The following is a 16,237-nucleotide window of genomic DNA, read 5'->3' as shown; positions in this document are numbered from 1 at the left end:
TTCCGTCGCGCCCCGAAGGCGCTGCACCCCCGGTTCGCTCCGCTCCGCTCGCTCACGACTCCACCTCGCTGACGCTCGGTTCCGTCGCGCCCCGAAGGCGCTGCACCCCCGGTTCGCTCCGCTCCGCTCGCTCACGACTCCACCCCGCCGACGCTCGGTTCCGTCGCGCCCCGAGGGCACTGCACCCCCGGTTCGCTCCGCGCGCGACTGTGGGCCTCGGAGCGGTAGGCGATCAGGCCGGGAACTCGGGGAACCAGAGGCCGATCTCGCGCTTGGCAGATTCGGTGGAATCGGAGCCGTGCACCAGGTTGTACTGGGTCTCGAGGCAGAAGTCGCCGCGAATGCTGCCGGGTACGGCCTTCTCGACCGGGTCGGTGCCGCCGGCGATCTGGCGGAAGGCGGCGATGGCGCGCGGGCCCTCGAGCACGGCCGCGACGACCGGGCCGGAGGTGATGAACTCGATCAAGGAACCGAAGAAGGGCTTCTCGGCATGTTCGGCGTAGTGCGCCCCGGCCAGCTCCTCGGACACCTGCTTCAGCTCCAGGGCCGCGATCTTCAGGCCCTTGCGCTCGATCCGGGCCAGCACCTCGCCGACCAGGCCACGGGCCACGCCGTCCGGCTTGATGAGTACCAACGTCTGCTCAGTCACGGCGCACAGCGTAACCGGCACCCCGTCCAGGTACCGAACCAGTGCACAGCTGGGGGCACCGTGCGCACCGCTCGAGTACCCGCACTTCGATGCCGCCCGGCCCCGCTCAGCTGATCACGCAGTCACGGCGCGGGGGTCGAACGGCGAAGGTGGGCATGACGAATCATCAGAACACCTGACGTAATGACGACACGGAATCCGCCCGGTGACGGGTACAGCGAAACGGTAGCGGCGCGGATGCGACCCTTACTGCGGCTGGATCCGCTGGCTCGGCAGCAGGCCCGCTTCCATCCGGCGCTTCACATCGTGGCGCAGCACCAGGATGAAGCCCCACACCACGGCGAAGACGATGCCGATGATGGTGATGGACGGATGGATGAACCCGGCGAGCAGCACCAGCACTTGGAGGCCGAGGTTGAAGCCGAGCGCCCACGGCTTTCGCTGCACCCCCGCACCGAGGATCATCACCAGCGCCAGCAGCACCAGGAAGGTGCCGGAGATCCAGCTCACGCCGCCGCCGACCGTCGCGACCACCGGCAGTGCGAGCAGCACCACAATGGCCTCCAGGATCAGGGTGCCCGCCATCACACCGCGGAAGCCCTTCCACGGATCGGTGGTGGGTGGCGGTACCGCCTCGTCGCCGGTCTGTTCCGGTTCCTGTTCACTCACGCGGGGTCCTTTCCGAACAGGGCGCGGGCGGCGCCCGCCGTGACCACCGAACCGGTCACCACCACGCCGGCGCCGGAGACCATCTCACCGGCCTCGCCGACCTCCTCGGCGATCGCGATGGCGGTCTCCAGCGCGTCGGGCAGCGTCTCCGCGGTCACCACGCGTTCGTCGCCGAAGCGTTGCACCGCCAGATTCGCCAGGCTGTCGACATCCATGGCCCGCGGGGAGCCGTTGGTGGTGACGACGATCTCATCGAAGACCGGTTCGAGCGCCTCCAGGATGCCCGCGGCGTCCTTATCGCCGAGCACCGCGACCACCCCGACCAGCTTGCGGAAATCGAACTCCGTGGTCAAGGTCGCCGCCAGGGCGCTCGCGCCCGCGGGGTTGTGTGCGGCGTCGATGAAGATGGTGGGCGCACTGCGCATCCGTTCCATCCGGCCCGGGCTGGCAACGCTCGCGAAACCGGCGCGCACCGCGTCGATATCGAGTTGACGCTCGGCGCCGGCGCCGAAGAACGCCTCCACCGCCGCCAACGCCAGCACCGCGTTGCGGGCCTGGTGTTCGCCGTGCAGCGGCAGGAAGATCTCGTCGTAAACCCCGCCGAGACCCTGCAATTCGAGTTGCTGGCCGCCGACGGCGATCTGCCGCGCCAGCACCCGGAACTCCGAGCCCTCGCGCGCCACCGCGGCATCGACCTCGACGGCGCGGCGCAGCAGCACCTCCATCGCCTCCGGTTCCTGTTCGGCGATCACCGCGACGGTGTCATGCGGAACCAGGTTTTCCGGCGCGCGTTTGATGATCCCGGCCTTCTCCCCCGCGATGGCGGTGAGATCGTCGCCGAGATAGTCCGTGTGGTCCAAGCCGATCGGGGTGATCACCGTGACCTGGCCGTCGACGACATTGGTGGCGTCCCAAGTGCCGCCCATACCGGTCTCGACGACCGCGACATCGACCGGCGCCTCGGCGAAGGCGGCGAAGGCCATGCCGGTGAGCACCTCGAATTTGCTCATAGCCGGCCCGCCCGCGGCCTCGGACTGCTTATCGATCATCTCGATATAGGGCTGCAGTTCGCGGTAGGTCTGCACGTACAGTGCCGGGCTGATCGGCCGGTTGTCGATGCTGATCCGTTCGGTCGCCAGCTGCAGATGCGGGCTGGTGATCCGGCCGGTGCGCCGGTGCAGCGCGGTGAGCAGCGCATCGATCATCCGGCTCACCGAGGTTTTGCCATTGGTTCCGGCGATATGGATCGCCGGACAGCTCTGCTGCGGCGAGCCGAGCAGATCCATCAGCGTCACGATGCGGGTGAGCGACGGCTCGATCTTGGTTTCCGGCCAGCGCTGATCGAGCTCTGCCTCCACCAGCGCCATTTCGGCCAGGTCGACCGGAGACGGGCCGGAGCCGAGACGGGCGGCTCCGTTCTCGTCCCGGTACTGACGCTCCGGCTCGTCGTTCACTTGGCCAGTTCCGCGAGCCGGGCCCCGATGCGCTCCACCTCAGCAGCGGCGACATCGCGGCGAGCCTTGATCTTCTCGACCACCGGTTCCGGGGCCTTGGCGAGGAATGCCTCGTTGCCGAGCTTGGCCGCGGTGCCCGCCAGCTCCTTCTCGGCGGCGGCGAGGTCTTTCTCCAGACGGCGGCGTTCGGCCTCCAGGTCGACCGCACCCTCGGTGTTCAGGCCGACCACCACGGTCGACCGGCTCAGCCGGACCTCGACCGAGGCGGTCGCCACATACCCGTCCTCCAGTTCGGTGAGCCGGGCCAGCGAGGTGACCGCCTCGCGCAGCTCGGTGAGACCGGCCTCCCCGAGGCCGATCAGCCGGGCGCGCACCTTCTGCTTGTCGGCCAGCCCCTGGTCGCTGCGGAACCGGCGGATCTCGGTGATCAGCTGCTGCGCATCCGCGATGTGCTGTGCCGCGACCTCGTCCACCGGATTGCCCGACGCCTGCGGCCAGGCCGCGATCACCACCGACTCCCCGCCGGTCAGCGCCTGCCACAGCGATTCGGTGACGAACGGGATCACCGGGTGCAGCAGTCGCAGCACCGCGTCGAGGACCGTGCCCAGCACCACCCGCGTCGACTCGGCGCGCGCGTCGTCGGCCGCGAATTGCACCTTCGCCAATTCCAGGTACCAGTCGCACAATTCGTCCCAGGCGAAGTGGTACAGCGCCTCGCACGCCTTGCCGAACTCGTAGGCGTCGAAGGCCGAATCCACTTCGGCGAGTACCTGATCGAGCCGGTCCAGAATCCAGCGGTCGGCGTCGGTGAGGGTGCCGCGCGCGGGCAGCTCACCGGGCCGGGCGCCGTTCATGAGCGCGAACTTGGTGGCGTTGAACAGCTTGGTCACGAAGCTGCGCGAGGCCAGCGCATGCGATTCGCCGACCGAGAGGTCACCGCCGGGCTGTGCGCCGCGCGCCAGCGTGAAGCGCAGCGCGTCCGCGCCGTAGGCCTTGATCCAGTCCAGCGGGTCGATGCCGTTGCCGCGTGACTTCGACATCTTCTTGCCGTACTGGTCGCGGATCAGGCCGTGCAGGAACACATCCTTGAACGGCACCTGCACACCGGCCGACTGCTTGCCCGCGGTGATCGCCGGATCCTCGGAGACGAATGTGCCGAACATCATCATCCGGGCCACCCAGAAGAACAGGATGTCGTACCCGGTGACGAGAACGCTTGTCGGATAGAACTTTTCCAGTTCCGCGGTGTTGTCCGGCCACCCCATGGTGGAGAACGGCCACAGGCCAGAGGAGAACCAGGTGTCGAGCACGTCCGGGTCCTGCACCCAGCCGTCGGGCGCGGTCTCATCCGGTCCTACGCAGGCCACTTCGCCCTCGGGGCCGTACCAGATCGGGATGCGGTGACCCCACCACAGCTGCCGCGAGATGCACCAGTCGTGCATGTCGTCGACCCAGTCGAACCAGCGCGGCTCCTGGCTGGGCGGGTGGATCACGGTGTCGCCGTTGCGCACCGCGTCACCGGCCGCCTTGGCCAACGACTCCACCTTCACCCACCACTGCATGGACAGCCGCGGTTCGATCGACTCGCCGCTGCGCTCGGAATGCCCGACGCTGTGCAGATACGGCCGCTTCTCGGCGACCACGCGACCCTCTTCGGCCAGCCGCTCGCGCACCTTGACCCGGGCCTCGAAGCGGTCCATACCATCGAATTCGGTTCCGGTGCCCGCGATCCGGCCACGCTCGTCCATGATGGTCGGCATCGGCAGGTTGTGCCGCAGGCCCATTTCGAAGTCGTTCGGATCGTGCGCGGGCGTGATCTTCACCGCACCGGTTCCGAACTCCGGATCGACATAGTCGTCACCGATGACCGGAATCTGACGGCCGGTGATCGGATGTTCGAGCGTGGTGCCCAGCAGTGCCCGGTACCGCGGATCCTCCGGATGCACCGCGACCGCGGTGTCACCGAGCATGGTCTCCACCCGGGTGGTGGCCACGATCACGTGCGGCTCGTCGTCGTTCAGCGAGCCGTACCGCAGCGAGACGAGCTCGCCCTCGATGTCCTCGAACTTCACCTCGATATCGGAGATGGCAGTCCGCAGCTCTGGCGACCAGTTGACCAGCCGTTCGGCGCGATAGATGAGGCCCGCGTCGTAGAGCCGTTTGAAGATGGTCTGCACGGCCCGGGACAGGCCCTCGTCCATGGTGAACCGGTCGCGGCTCCAGTCGACGCCGTCGCCGAGGGCGCGCATCTGCCACTGGATCTGTCCGCCGGATTCGCGCTTCCAGTCCCAGACCTTATCGATGAAGAGTTCGCGACCGAAGTCTTCCTTGGTCTTGCCGTCCACCGCGAGCTGCTTCTCCACGATGGTCTGGGTGGCGATGCCCGCATGGTCCATGCCGGGCAGCCAGAGCACCTCGTAGCCCTGCATGCGCTTGCGGCGCGACAGGGTGTCCATCAGCGTGTGGTCGAGCGCGTGGCCCATATGCAGGCTGCCGGTGACATTCGGCGGCGGCAGCACGATCGAGTAGCCGGGCTTGTCGGCGGTGGTGTCGGCGGTGAAGTAACCGGCCGCTACCCAGCGCTCGTACATCTCGGCCTCCACCTCGCTGGGATTCCAGCTCTTGGGGAGGGCATCGGCACGATTACGCGAGTTGTCAGGGGCTGCGCTGGTCACCCCGGCATTCTAGTGGTCGTGCCCGGTGAGCTCCTAAAAGGCCCAGGACACAGAAAAAGGCGGAGTCTTCGGTGGATGAGGGACACCGAACACTCCGCCTATGTCCCGAGCTTACCGGCGATCCGGACCTCGGCCTCGAATCCATAAGCAATTCTCAGCTTCCGGCGTTTTCACTGTGCCCGGCACCAACGGCGGATGGCGCCGATAGTGATCGGTGGCGGCTGTCCCGCGCCTCCAGGACGGTGTTGCTCGCCGTCGCCGGGGGGCGTGCCGCACCCGGGTCGCGATTTCGGCAACAATAGTTGCCGATATCGGGAAGCGGGTGTGGACTGGCGCCATGACCAGGCAGCCGGGCATAGCTCAGACCCTCGCCGACATCGGCCCCCGCCTCAAGGCGCTGCGCACACACCGCAACGTCACCCTGACCGCGCTGGCCGAGGCCACCGGGATCTCCAAGAGCACGCTGTCGCGGCTGGAGTCCGGTCAGCGCAAGGCCAGTCTGGAGCTGCTGCTGCCGATCGCCATGGCGCATCAGGTGCCGCTCGACGAACTCGTCGCCGCGCCCAAGATCGCCGACCCGCGGGTGCATGCCACCGCGCGCAAGGTCAACGGCACCACCGTGCTGCCACTGACCCGCCAGCCCGGCCCGCTCCAGGCCTACAAGATGATCATCCCGCCGGAGCGCAACGAACCCGACGCGCGGGTACACGAAGGTTACGAGTGGCTCTACGTCCTATCCGGCAGGCTGCGCCTGGTGCTGGCCGAACACGACCTCGTCCTCGGGCCCGGCGAGACCGCGGAATTCGATACCCGCCAACCTCATTGGTTCGGCAGCACCGGTCGCGGACCGGTCGAAATCCTGAGTCTCTTCGGCAGCCAGGGCGAGCGCATGCACGTCCGGGCGCGCTCCACCGGGCGCAGATCCTGACGAAATCGGTTGTGATCGACCAGCCTCCGGCCGACCGGAGGCATTGATCACCGCCGATCCAGCGGCGTCGACACCCGATTCCAACGGAGATTTCAGGGTTTTCCCGGTTGCCGAATCGGGTCGAACTGGGGAGCCTGGAAAGGATGAGCCCCCCGTTGGATGCCATACCCATTTTCTCCCCGGAGCCGCGGCTGCCCGTCTCGGCCGCGCGCGTCATCACACCGGACGCCGTGCACGATCTACGTGGCCATCCCGTCGATGAACTACGTTATCCGACAACGGCCGCCGTGATCTTCGCCGGTGTTCCCGGTGCTGGGAAGAGTACGGCGCTGCGCCTGTTCTTCGGTGCGACCGCGGAGGCCGAGGCGCCACCGCGTGGACCGGAAGGCGCGATCGTGCTGGATTCGCATCATGCGCGCAATCGGTGGCGAAGACGACTCGGCTGGCTGCCGTATCCGCTGTGGCGACCGGTGGTACATATCGCGCACTACGCCGGAATCCGGACGGCACTACGCGACGGGACCGGACCGGTGGTGATCCACGACTGCGCGACCTTCGGGTGGGCACGGCGGATGATCGCCCGCTGGGCGGGTGACAACCATCGCGAGCTGCATGTGGTGCTCCTCGATGTTCCCGCGACGGTGGCCAGGGATGGTCAGTACGCCCGCGGGCGGCGGGTGAACGGGGTGTCCTTCCGCCTGCACGTGCGTCGCTGGCAGCGCCTGATCCGCTCCGTGGCCGCCACGAAGCAGACGCCGGTGCGGTCGTCATCGGTGGTCATCGTGGATCGGTCGACCGTGAACCGGATACGCCGCGTCGCGTTCGAGGGGTAATCCCGTCGAGCACACGGATTCCGCCGTGCGCGGCGGTGGTGAACAGGCGGGCCGATGCCGATTCGACCCGCCCCCGTTCACGGAACCAGCACGGTGAGCGCACCCGGGACAGCCCGCAGTGTCGCGGGCAGCATCCCGGCGGGTTCGCCGTCGGCGGTGGCCGGAGCCCCGGGCGCCGTCAGCGTGACCCGCTCGACCCGGTAGCGCTTGGTGGCCGGGTGCTCGATCCGTTTGCCCGCGGAGAGGGCGGGCAGCAACTTCAGCATCTCCAGCCGCGAAACCTTGCCCACCACGGTCAGATCCAGCAATCCGTCATCCATCTGCGCATCGGGGCAGATCAGCATGCCGCCGCCGTAGGTGCGGGAGTTGCCGACCGCGACCATGACGGCCTCGGTCTCGATGACGCCATCCCCGGCCGGATTGTCCAGGGCGCCGGGCGCGACGCCGGACAGCTCGATCCGATAGGGCACCGCGAGTCCGCCCGCCAATTCGGCCAGTGCGGCGAAGCTGTAGCGCAACGGGCCCTTCGGCCACCGCATCTCATTGGCGCGCAGGGTGACTCGGGCATCGAAGCCGGTGCCGGTGACGGTGGCGAACCACATCGGCCGCGTGCCGCTGGATTCGATGCGACCGAGGTCGACGACCCGGGTACGGCCCGCCAGCACCAGATCCGCCGCGGCCTCCGGATCGTCGGTCGGCACGCCGAGTTCGCGGGCCAGGTCATTGCCGGTGCCGCTCGGAATGAGGCCGAGTGGCACACCCGTCTGGGCGACGGCCTCCAGAATCACGCACGCCAGTCCGTCACCGCCGACGCAGATCACCGCGTCGGGACGGGCCTCGTCCGGCGCCGCCAGCGAATCCCGCACCAGGCGGACGGATTCGGCGGCGGAGGGAGCGCGGATCTCGGTGACCTCCACGCCGCGCTCGGTGAGCCGGGCGATGGCGGCGGTGGCGGTGTCGTGCCCCTTTCCCAGCCCGGACAGTCGATTGGTGACGACCAGGGCGGAGCGAATGGTGCGGGGTGACTCCGATGTCATCAGATCAGTTTTCCAGGGTTGAGGATGCCCGCAGGGTCCAATTCCTTTTTCACCGCGCGCAATACCCGCACCCCGAGGTCACCCACCTCGGCGGGCAGCCACGGCCGGTGATCGGTGCCGACCGCGTGGTGGTGGGTGATGGTGCCGCCGCCCGTCACGATCGCATCGCCGACGGCCGACTTCGCGATATGCCACTGCGCGATCGGATCGTCGAGTTGCTTGGCGACGATGGTGAAGTAGAGCGAGGCGCCGGTCGGGTAGGTGTGCGAGATATGACACATCACCAGTGGCGGGGTGCCCTGGCCGGTCAGCGAATCCGTCAGCGCCGCGGTCACCTTCGCCTTCAGATCGGCGAGGTTGGACCAGGTGGTCGCGGTCTCCAGGGTCTCGCAGAGCACGCCGACATCGAGCAACGCATCCCGCATATAGGGCGCGGCGAAGCGGCCGTGCTCCCATTGTTCGGCCGGGGCCGCTCCCAGCGGCGTCCCGCCCGCGGCGGCCAGCAGCGCGTTCGCCTCGGCGCTGCGCGCCGCCACATGCGCGGCGGTGCCCTCGAAGGTCGTTATGGCCAGGCAACCGGAGACGGCATTGCCGCCGATATCGCCGGAACGGGCCAGGTTGAGGCCGGTCTCCGCCTCGTCGGAAAGCCGAAGTACGGTGGGTGCCGCGCCCGTCTGGACGACGGCACGCAGGGCGGCCGCGCCGGTCGCGAAGTCGGGGAAGGACCATGCCTGATGGCCAACGGTTTCCGGCTTGGGGTGGACCCGCACGGTGACCTCGGTGATTACGCCGAGGGTGCCCTCCGAGCCGACGAACAGCTCACGCAGATCCGGGCCCGCGGCGGAGGCGGGGGCCCTACCGAGTTCGAGAGTGCCCATGGGCGTGGCGATCCGGAGCCGCTGCACCATATCGTCGAAGCGCCCGTATCCGGCAGACGCCTGCCCGGACGACCGCGTGGCCGCGAAGCCACCGATACTGGCGAATTCGAAGCTCTGCGGGAAGTGGCCGAGCGAAAGTCCATGTGCGGCCAGCAATTCCTCGGCCTGCGGTCCCGTGAGTCCAGCGCCGAGGGTCGCCGTCCCGCTGATCGGGTCGACCTCCGAAATGCCGACGAGGCGACGCAAGTCCAATGCGATCAGCATGGCGAAGCGGCCGCGTACCGGGTCGACGCCACCGACCACGCTGGTGCCGCCGCCGAAGGGCACCACCGCGACCTCGTGGGAGGCGCAGTAGGCCAGCACTTCGAATACCTGATCGTGATCGGCGGGGAAGACGACGGCATCGGGGGCATCCTGCGAACCCTCGGCGCGGCGGCGCAGCAGGTCAGGGGTGCTCTTACCGCCCGCGTGCCGAAGACGGTCGTGATGGTCGGTCGACACATTGTCCGCGCCGACCATCGCGACCAACCCGTCTCGTTGGGCCGACGTCAGCGCCGACTCACGGAGTGGCACGTCACCCTCATCGCGGCGCGCCACCGGGTCACCGGACACCCCGAAAACCTGCGCGAGCAGGCCCCGGATCTGTGCCGAAAGTGGCTGGCGTCCGGCCGGAATACCCCAGGCGTCCCACACCATACTCGCTGCCTGCGTCACCGCGCCCGGCTTTGCGGCGGGAACCGAATCGCCGCCGATGTGCTGAGTCTCGACCATGCGTTACAGTTTGACATATACTGTCAAGCAGTAATGAACCGACACCCGTTCCGGCACCTCGGTGCCGCCGACACCCGGTGGTGAACCTGATGCCCACCCCAGACGCGCCCGATGCCGACACCGAGTTCTCGGCCATCGATCTCGCGATCTTCGAGGCAGCCCGCGCCTGCGTCGAGGAGTTCGGCGTCCGCCGGACCACCCTCACCGAGGTGGCCCGCCGGGCCGGGGTGAGCAGGCCCACCGTCTACCGGCGCTGGTCCGATACCGGCGCGCTGGTCGCCGAACTGCTGGTGCGGGAGTTGCGCGCGATCCTCACCGCCACCATGCCCGCCACCGGCAGCGCCCGCGCCCGCTTGGTCGCGGGGATCGTCGCGGGCGCCGCGACGATCCGCTCGAACCCCCTGTTCGGCAAGATCTTCCGGACCGATACCGACCTCATGCTCACCTATGTATTCGGCCGCCTCGGACGCAACCAGCGCACCCTGATCGAGCTCTTCGCCGACGGCATCCGCGATGGCCAACACGACGGCTCCATCCGCGACGGGGACCCCACACACCTGGCCACCATGCTGCTGCTCATCGCACAGTCCGCGGTCCAGTCCGCCAGCACCGTCTCCTCGCTGCTGCCCGGCGCCGACCTGGACGCCGAACTCGCCCACGCGATCGAGGGCTATCTACTTCCCGCCGACGGCCGCCGCAAATGACGCGCGAATCCGCCGCCGACGACCACCTAATGACGCCGATCGGCACCGGAAAGGGATTGTGATGATTGCGAATTCGGCGACCAACGGCAACTCCGCGCTGAATGCCGAGCGGCGTACCGCCGAGCTGCATCAGCTCGGCGACGGCGCCGAGATCGACGTGCTGGTCATCGGCGGTGGCGTCACCGGAGCCGGAGCCGCGCTGGACGCCGCCGCGCGCGGGCTGCGAACCGTACTGGTGGAGCGGCACGATCTGGCGTTCGGCACCAGCCGCTGGAGCTCCAAACTCGTTCACGGCGGGCTGCGCTATCTGGCCGGCGGTCGGGTCGGCATCGCACACGAGAGCGCGGTGGAACGCGGGATCCTGATCGGTACCACCGCACCGCATCTGGTGCGACCGCTGCCGCAGCTCGTGCCGCTGCTGCCCGGGATCGGCCTCGCGCAACGCGCACTGATCCGCGCCGGTTTCATGGCGGGCGATGTGCTGCGTCGCACCGCGGGCACACCGGCGGCAACGCTGCCCCGTTCGCGTCGGGTCGCCACCGCCGAGGCGCTGCGGCTGGCGCCTACGGTTCGCCGCGCCGGACTGCGCGGCGGCCTCCAGGCCTGGGACGGGCAACTCGTCGACGACGCACGCCTGGTCGTCGCGCTGGCCCGCACCGCGGCGGCCACCGGTGCGACCGTCCTCACCCGCGTCGAAGCCCTCGACGTGACCGGAGATTCGGCCACGCTGCGCGACACCCGGTCCGGTGAGACGCTCGCCGTCCGGGCCCGCACCGTCGTCAACGCCACCGGAGTATGGGCCGATCAGGTCGATCCGAGTATCGAACTGCGCCCCAGCCGCGGCACCCACCTGGTCTTCGACGCCGCGGCATTCGGCGGACTCACCGCCGCGCTGACGGTGCCCGTTCCGGGCAGCACCAGCCGCTTCGTCTTCGCCTTCCCCGCCGCGCACGGCCGGGTGTACCTCGGTCTCACCGATGAGGACGCCCCCGGGCCGGTCCCCGACGAACCACGGCCGACCGAATCCGAGATCGATTTCCTGCTCGACACCATCAACACCGCGCTGCGAGAGCCGCTGACCCGTGCCGATATTCGCGGTTCCTATGCGGGCCTGCGGCCGTTGCTGAAAACCGGCGACGGCAGCACCGCCGATATCTCGCGCCAGCACGCGGTGCTGCACTCCCCCAACGGCGTCATCACCATTGTCGGCGGCAAACTCACCACCTACCGCCAGATGGCCGAGGACGTCATCGACGCCGCCGTCGTCGCGGGCGAGCTGATCGCCGGGCCCTGCCGTACCGCCCGACTTCCCCTGGTGGGCGCGGTATCAGGTGCCGCACGCGATCGCCTCGACGCGCCGCCGGTGCTCATCGACCGCTACGGCAGCGAAGCACCCACGATGCTGGCGGCCGCCGTGGACAATCCGGCCATGGCGGAACCCGTCGCGCCCGGAATCGACGTCACCGCAGCCGAATTCGCCTTCGCGATCTCACACGAGGGCGCACTCGATCCTGACGATCTCCTCGACCGCCGCACCCGCATCGGACTCGTCGCGGCCGACCGTGCCGCCGCCCTTCCCGCGGCGGAGGCGGCCTTCGCCCGACTGGGCTGACGACCCGGCGGGCGCACCGCACCCGCCGGTCGGCGTGCTCATGGCCAGTGGCTCAGTTCGGCCCGCATCGCGGTGCGGGGCCAGCGCTCGAGACCGTGATCGGCCTCGGCGGCGCGCACGGCCCGCATCTCCGGCGCCTCGGCGGCCACCGGGACATAGCGGAAGCCGAGCCGCTCGTAATACGGCCCGTTCCACGGGACCTCGGTGAATGTGGTCAGCGTAATCGCCCGCATCCCTTGGGTCTTCGCCCAGCGCGCGGCGTGTTCGATCAACTGCTTCCCGATGCGTTTGCCCGCGTGGTCGGGGTCGACCGACACCTGTTCGATGTGGGCGTTGCCGTCCACGATGCCGAGCACGAGGTAGCCGATCGGCTGGTCGGAGTCGTCGACCCAGACCCAGGCCCGCCCGGCCTCCCGGAATTCGCGCAACCGTTCCAACGAGGGCGGGTCATCGTCGGCGATAGCCATCATCCCGATGTTCGCGAACGGTTTCCCAGCGGCGATCTCGATCTCCTGCAAGGCGGGCAGATCGGCGTCCGTGGCCGGTCGAATCATCTGCATCCTTGGAGTATCGCCCCTTCACCCGGCCGGTGTCGCGAGGATTCCCTCGATCAGCACGCGCAGCGCCCAGGTGTCACGGGCGTCGCCGTCGCCGGTCAACAACTGTTCGCGCATGGCCGCGATCATCGGGTAGCGGTCGGCGGGTAGATCGGCGAATGCGCGCTGCGCCGCGGCGACATGCGTGGCCTCATCGGACTGGCGAGTGTTGTAGGCACTCTGTTCCGCGGCGGATGCGGTGATGTACAGGTACAGCAGATCGACGGCCCACGAGTTGGTCCGCTCGTCCAGCCCGCCCTCGGCGAACAGGGCCAGCATCCGGTCGATGAGCCGCAGCGCATTGGGGTCGGTGGGAATCGCGCCGAGCGCGACCAGTGCCAACCCCTCGTGTTTGCTCATGGCGGCAACGGAGTCGTCGACCAGTGCGGTGAGCCGCTCGCGCCAGGGGCCGCCCTCCGGCTCCGGGATGGTGCCGAGCACATGATCCAGCATGGCGGCCATCAGGTCGTCGCGATTGGCGATATAGACGTACAGCGAGGCCGCGCCGGTATCGAGTTCCTGCGCGACCCGGCGCATGGTGAGGGCGGCCAGGCCATCGGCATCCAGGATGCGCAGACCGGTCTCGATGATCACGTCGCGGCTGAGTGGGGCCTTCGCGGGGCGGGCCCGGCGGCTGACAGGTGCGGCGTTCATGGGTCCGAGCATACGCCCGAACGAACACCGTTTGACACGAACATTGTTCGTTTCGTACCGTATCGGCGAACGAACATTGTTCGTCACGATCGGTGTTCGAATTCCGAACCTCTCGCCCCGAAGGATGTGGCAGCCACCACTGTGCTCAGCTGCGGCGTGGTCGGGCTATTACCCCGCAATGCCCAGCCCGAGCACTGATGCCGGCTCGTCCCCTTCCCCGACACGTACATCAACCCGCTTACCCACCAAGGAGTTTCGATGATTCTGTTGACCGGAGGCCGCGGCGCGGTCGCCACCACCCTGCTCGGCCTGCTGCGCGCCGACCAACTCGACGCCCGCGTCGGTTCCGCCCGCCCCGAAGGGCTCGAACTGCCCGCCGACGTGCCCACGGTCGCCTGCGATCTGACCGATCCGGCCACCTTCCCGGCCGCTTTGGCAGGCGTGACCTCCGTATTCCTCTATGCCGAACCGGCGCACATCGCCGAATTCGTCACCACCGCAGCACAAGCCGGCGTCCAGCACATCGTGCTGCTCTCCTCGTCGTCGGTGCTCGATCCGGATGCCGCGACCAACCCGGTCGCCAAATCCCACCTGGCGGCCGAGCGCGGACTCGCCGACGCCCCGATGACCGTCTCGGTGCTGCGCCCCGGCGCCTTCGCGAGCAATGCCCGCGGTGGGCCTGGTCGATCACCTCGGACCGGCCGGTCAGCCTGCCGTATCCGAATGCCTACGCCGACCCGATTCACGAACTCGACGTTGCCGAAGCCGCGTACGCGCTCCTCACCCGACCAGCTCATCGGGGCGAATTCCATCACCTCACCGGCCCCGAAACCCTCACCTTCCGCGCACAACTCGAGCGCATCACGACCATCACCGGACGCGCCGTCACCACCGCGCATGTCACACCCGAGACATGGCGTCGCGAGACGGCCGAGTACATCCCGGTGCGCTACGCCGACGGTTTGCTGGACTACTGGCAGCGCTGCGACGGCGTACCCACCGTGATCACCGACACCGTCGCCGCGCTCACCGGCCGTCCGGCGCGCACCTTCACCAGCTGGGTCGAAGATCACCTCGCCGAATTCACCGGCTGATCAGGGCACTCGGCGCTGTCGGTCGGTCAGGCGACGGCCTGCACGGACATTGTTCCCACATTCGCACGGTCTTCTGCTCGTTACGGCCGATGGTGTCCACCCAGGCCGGGGGCTGTGGCCTCAACGGAACCAGGTGGGAGGCAACCGGGCGTCGCGGCGGACCCCGGCACTATGCTGGACGCCGGTAGTGCGCGGGAAGGAGGCGCGGGTGCGCAAGAACCCGTCGACCGTAGGAATCGCGACGGGCGACGGCCTGATTGCTCGCTTCGGTGCGGTTGTTGTGTATCTCGCGGGCGAAACGGCCTCCACCGACCGAATTCTCGGTGCGATCGAGGCCGTCGCCGACGCGGACCACCCGGGTGCGGCGATCGCCCAGCGGCTCGCCGCGGTGGTCTTCGGCAGCGGATCCGAGCCACCCCCGTTCGGGGTGGTCGCACCGACCTCGGACGGCACGGTGATCCTGCTGCGCGGTCCGGTTGTCGCCGAAATCCAAGGGGCCGAAGGGGTTCGGCGGCTATCGGGGGCACGTGCGTTCACCTGGGTCGATGAAATCGTGCGCGAACCCGTGCGCCGGATCACCGTCGGCACCGATATCGACGCCGCGTTCACGGTCCATCCCCGCACCGACCTGCGCTCCGGCGTGGTGCCCGGCGGCGGCTTCGAACTCCGCATCGGCCTGTGGCGTGCGGGCCGGACGACCGAATCGGCGCGGGCCGAATCGGCGCACCCGCGATCCGCGCTGCCGGAACCGGCGCATACCGCGCCCGCGGGCTTCGACATGCTGGACGACGCCACCGAGCGCGACCAGCCCGGTGTCGAGCGCACCGGACGCGCGGCGACCCACGAACGTTCCGGGGCGGGACCGATATCGGGCAAATCCGAGCGAGCCGCCGTTGAACCTTCGGGACCGGGACGTACGCCCGCCGAGCCGGACCGCTCGGCCGTGGAACGCTCAGGGCCGGGACGCGTGCCGACGGCCAGACCCGCGCAACCACGCCGGATCGCCGAGAGCGGCGCCGAACCCATCCCCCGCCCCACCGGCCCGGAGCAGGTCGGTACCCAGGCCATGTCGCCGGCCTGGTCCCAAACCCCCGGATCCGGATCTCCGGCCCGGCCGGAACCCGTTGTGCTGCACAAGGAAGTACCGCCCGACGATTCGAAGACCCGGCCCGCGCGTCCCTCCGGCGGCGACGCACCGCGAGACCTCTCCGCATCCGGCCCGGTCGGTGCGCTGGTCTACGACGAGACGGCATACCCACTGGACCGGCCCTATGTCATCGGTCGCAGCCCCATGTCCGACGACGCGGTGCGCAAGGCCACCGCATCCCCGCTGGCAGTCCCGCGGGACCGGCATGTCTCCCGCATCCATGCCTACGTCACGCTCGATCGAGGCAAGGTGTTCGTCCGCGACGCCGGCACCCCCGCGGGCACCTTCATCGCGGCCCCCGGCGCCGAGCAGTGGACCCGCATCGGCACCTCCGTCGCCGAACTCGCCCCCGGCTGGAGCATCCGCATCGGCGAGAAGATCCTGACCTACCGCACCGAGGAACGCCGACCTGCCTCATCGAAGCCGCTGCAGCAGCGCCCTTGATCAGTTGCCCTCGACAGCACGGAATTCGACCGGTGCCTACGATGCGAGTGCGGACGCCTGGGCCACCTGAGACAGCCGGGCCGGGGAGAGGA

14 protein-coding genes are annotated in these 16,237 nt (G+C 68.9%); 6 read left to right on the top strand and 8 right to left on the bottom strand.

Annotated elements, in window-relative coordinates; translation table 11 throughout:
• Positions 1–232 precede the first annotated feature (232 nt).
• The 4 genes from ndk to AB0H61_RS10740 all read right to left on the bottom strand — a co-directional run bounded on the left by ndk (position 233) and on the right by AB0H61_RS10740 (position 5,447).
• Entirely contained in the window at positions 233–649 is a 417-nt protein-coding gene (ndk, locus tag AB0H61_RS10755) for a nucleoside-diphosphate kinase (RefSeq protein WP_357301720.1), read from the bottom strand.
• Between the two features lie 246 nt (positions 650–895).
• Positions 896–1,234: a DUF4233 domain-containing protein gene (locus AB0H61_RS10750; RefSeq protein ID WP_357302285.1), complete on the bottom strand. Its 339-nt coding sequence runs from the start codon at positions 1,232–1,234 to the stop codon at positions 896–898.
• A gap of 80 nt (positions 1,235–1,314) precedes the next feature.
• A complete protein-coding gene (locus tag AB0H61_RS10745; protein ID WP_357302282.1) occupies positions 1,315–2,685 on the bottom strand; it encodes a folylpolyglutamate synthase/dihydrofolate synthase family protein in 1,371 nt (456 codons plus the stop codon).
• An 83-nt stretch (positions 2,686–2,768) separates the two neighbouring features.
• Positions 2,769–5,447, bottom strand: coding sequence for a valine--tRNA ligase (locus AB0H61_RS10740; RefSeq protein ID WP_357301717.1), 2,679 nt, complete (start codon positions 5,445–5,447; stop codon positions 2,769–2,771).
• A 337-nt stretch (positions 5,448–5,784) separates the two neighbouring features.
• Between AB0H61_RS10740 and AB0H61_RS10735 the strand changes: the two genes are divergently transcribed.
• Positions 5,785–6,375 (top strand): XRE family transcriptional regulator, encoded by a 591-nt coding sequence (locus AB0H61_RS10735; protein WP_357301714.1) that lies wholly within the window; start codon positions 5,785–5,787, stop codon positions 6,373–6,375.
• Positions 6,376–6,518: 143 nt separating this feature from the next.
• Positions 6,519–7,208: an AAA family ATPase gene (locus AB0H61_RS10730; RefSeq protein ID WP_357301711.1), complete on the top strand. Its 690-nt coding sequence runs from the start codon at positions 6,519–6,521 to the stop codon at positions 7,206–7,208.
• Positions 7,209–7,285: 77 nt separating this feature from the next.
• Here the strand turns inward: AB0H61_RS10730 and AB0H61_RS10725 are convergent, their stop codons facing one another.
• Positions 7,286–8,245 (bottom strand): YegS/Rv2252/BmrU family lipid kinase, encoded by a 960-nt coding sequence (locus AB0H61_RS10725; RefSeq protein ID WP_357301708.1) that lies wholly within the window; start codon positions 8,243–8,245, stop codon positions 7,286–7,288.
• Positions 8,245–9,819, bottom strand: coding sequence for an FAD-binding oxidoreductase (locus tag AB0H61_RS10720; protein WP_357302279.1), 1,575 nt, complete (start codon positions 9,817–9,819; stop codon positions 8,245–8,247). Before AB0H61_RS10720 ends, AB0H61_RS10725 begins: the two co-directional genes overlap by 1 nt.
• A gap of 164 nt (positions 9,820–9,983) precedes the next feature.
• On the opposite strand from AB0H61_RS10720, the gene AB0H61_RS10715 reads away from it, so the two are divergent.
• Both AB0H61_RS10715 and AB0H61_RS10710 read left to right on the top strand, forming a co-directional pair.
• On the top strand, positions 9,984–10,598 hold the full coding sequence (locus tag AB0H61_RS10715) for a helix-turn-helix domain-containing protein (protein ID WP_357301705.1): 615 nt from the start codon (positions 9,984–9,986) through the stop codon (positions 10,596–10,598).
• A gap of 61 nt (positions 10,599–10,659) precedes the next feature.
• Complete coding sequence (locus AB0H61_RS10710) at positions 10,660–12,210, top strand: glycerol-3-phosphate dehydrogenase/oxidase (protein WP_357301702.1); 1,551 nt, start codon at positions 10,660–10,662, stop codon at positions 12,208–12,210.
• A gap of 38 nt (positions 12,211–12,248) precedes the next feature.
• Here AB0H61_RS10710 and AB0H61_RS10705 read toward each other — a convergent pair whose 3' ends face one another.
• Positions 12,249–12,770: a GNAT family N-acetyltransferase gene (locus AB0H61_RS10705; protein WP_357301699.1), complete on the bottom strand. Its 522-nt coding sequence runs from the start codon at positions 12,768–12,770 to the stop codon at positions 12,249–12,251.
• Between the two features lie 18 nt (positions 12,771–12,788).
• Positions 12,789–13,460 carry a TetR/AcrR family transcriptional regulator C-terminal domain-containing protein gene (locus tag AB0H61_RS10700; protein ID WP_357301696.1) on the bottom strand — a complete coding sequence of 224 codons (672 nt, stop codon included), beginning with the start codon at positions 13,458–13,460 and terminating at the stop codon, positions 12,789–12,791.
• 258 nt (positions 13,461–13,718) lie between these two features.
• Between AB0H61_RS10700 and AB0H61_RS10695 the strand changes: the two genes are divergently transcribed.
• A complete protein-coding gene (locus AB0H61_RS10695; protein ID WP_357301693.1) occupies positions 13,719–14,465 on the top strand; it encodes an NAD(P)H-binding protein in 747 nt (248 codons plus the stop codon).
• Positions 14,466–14,762: 297 nt separating this feature from the next.
• Positions 14,763–16,145 carry an FHA domain-containing protein gene (locus AB0H61_RS10690; RefSeq protein ID WP_357301690.1) on the top strand — a complete coding sequence of 461 codons (1,383 nt, stop codon included), beginning with the start codon at positions 14,763–14,765 and terminating at the stop codon, positions 16,143–16,145.
• The last annotated feature ends 92 nt before the right edge of the window (positions 16,146–16,237 follow it).

It is taken from the genome of Nocardia sp. NPDC050710, assembly GCF_040654375.1.
Classification (GTDB): Bacteria; Actinomycetota; Actinomycetes; order Mycobacteriales; family Mycobacteriaceae; genus Nocardia.
This window is presented reverse-complemented; position numbering and strand designations above follow the sequence as displayed.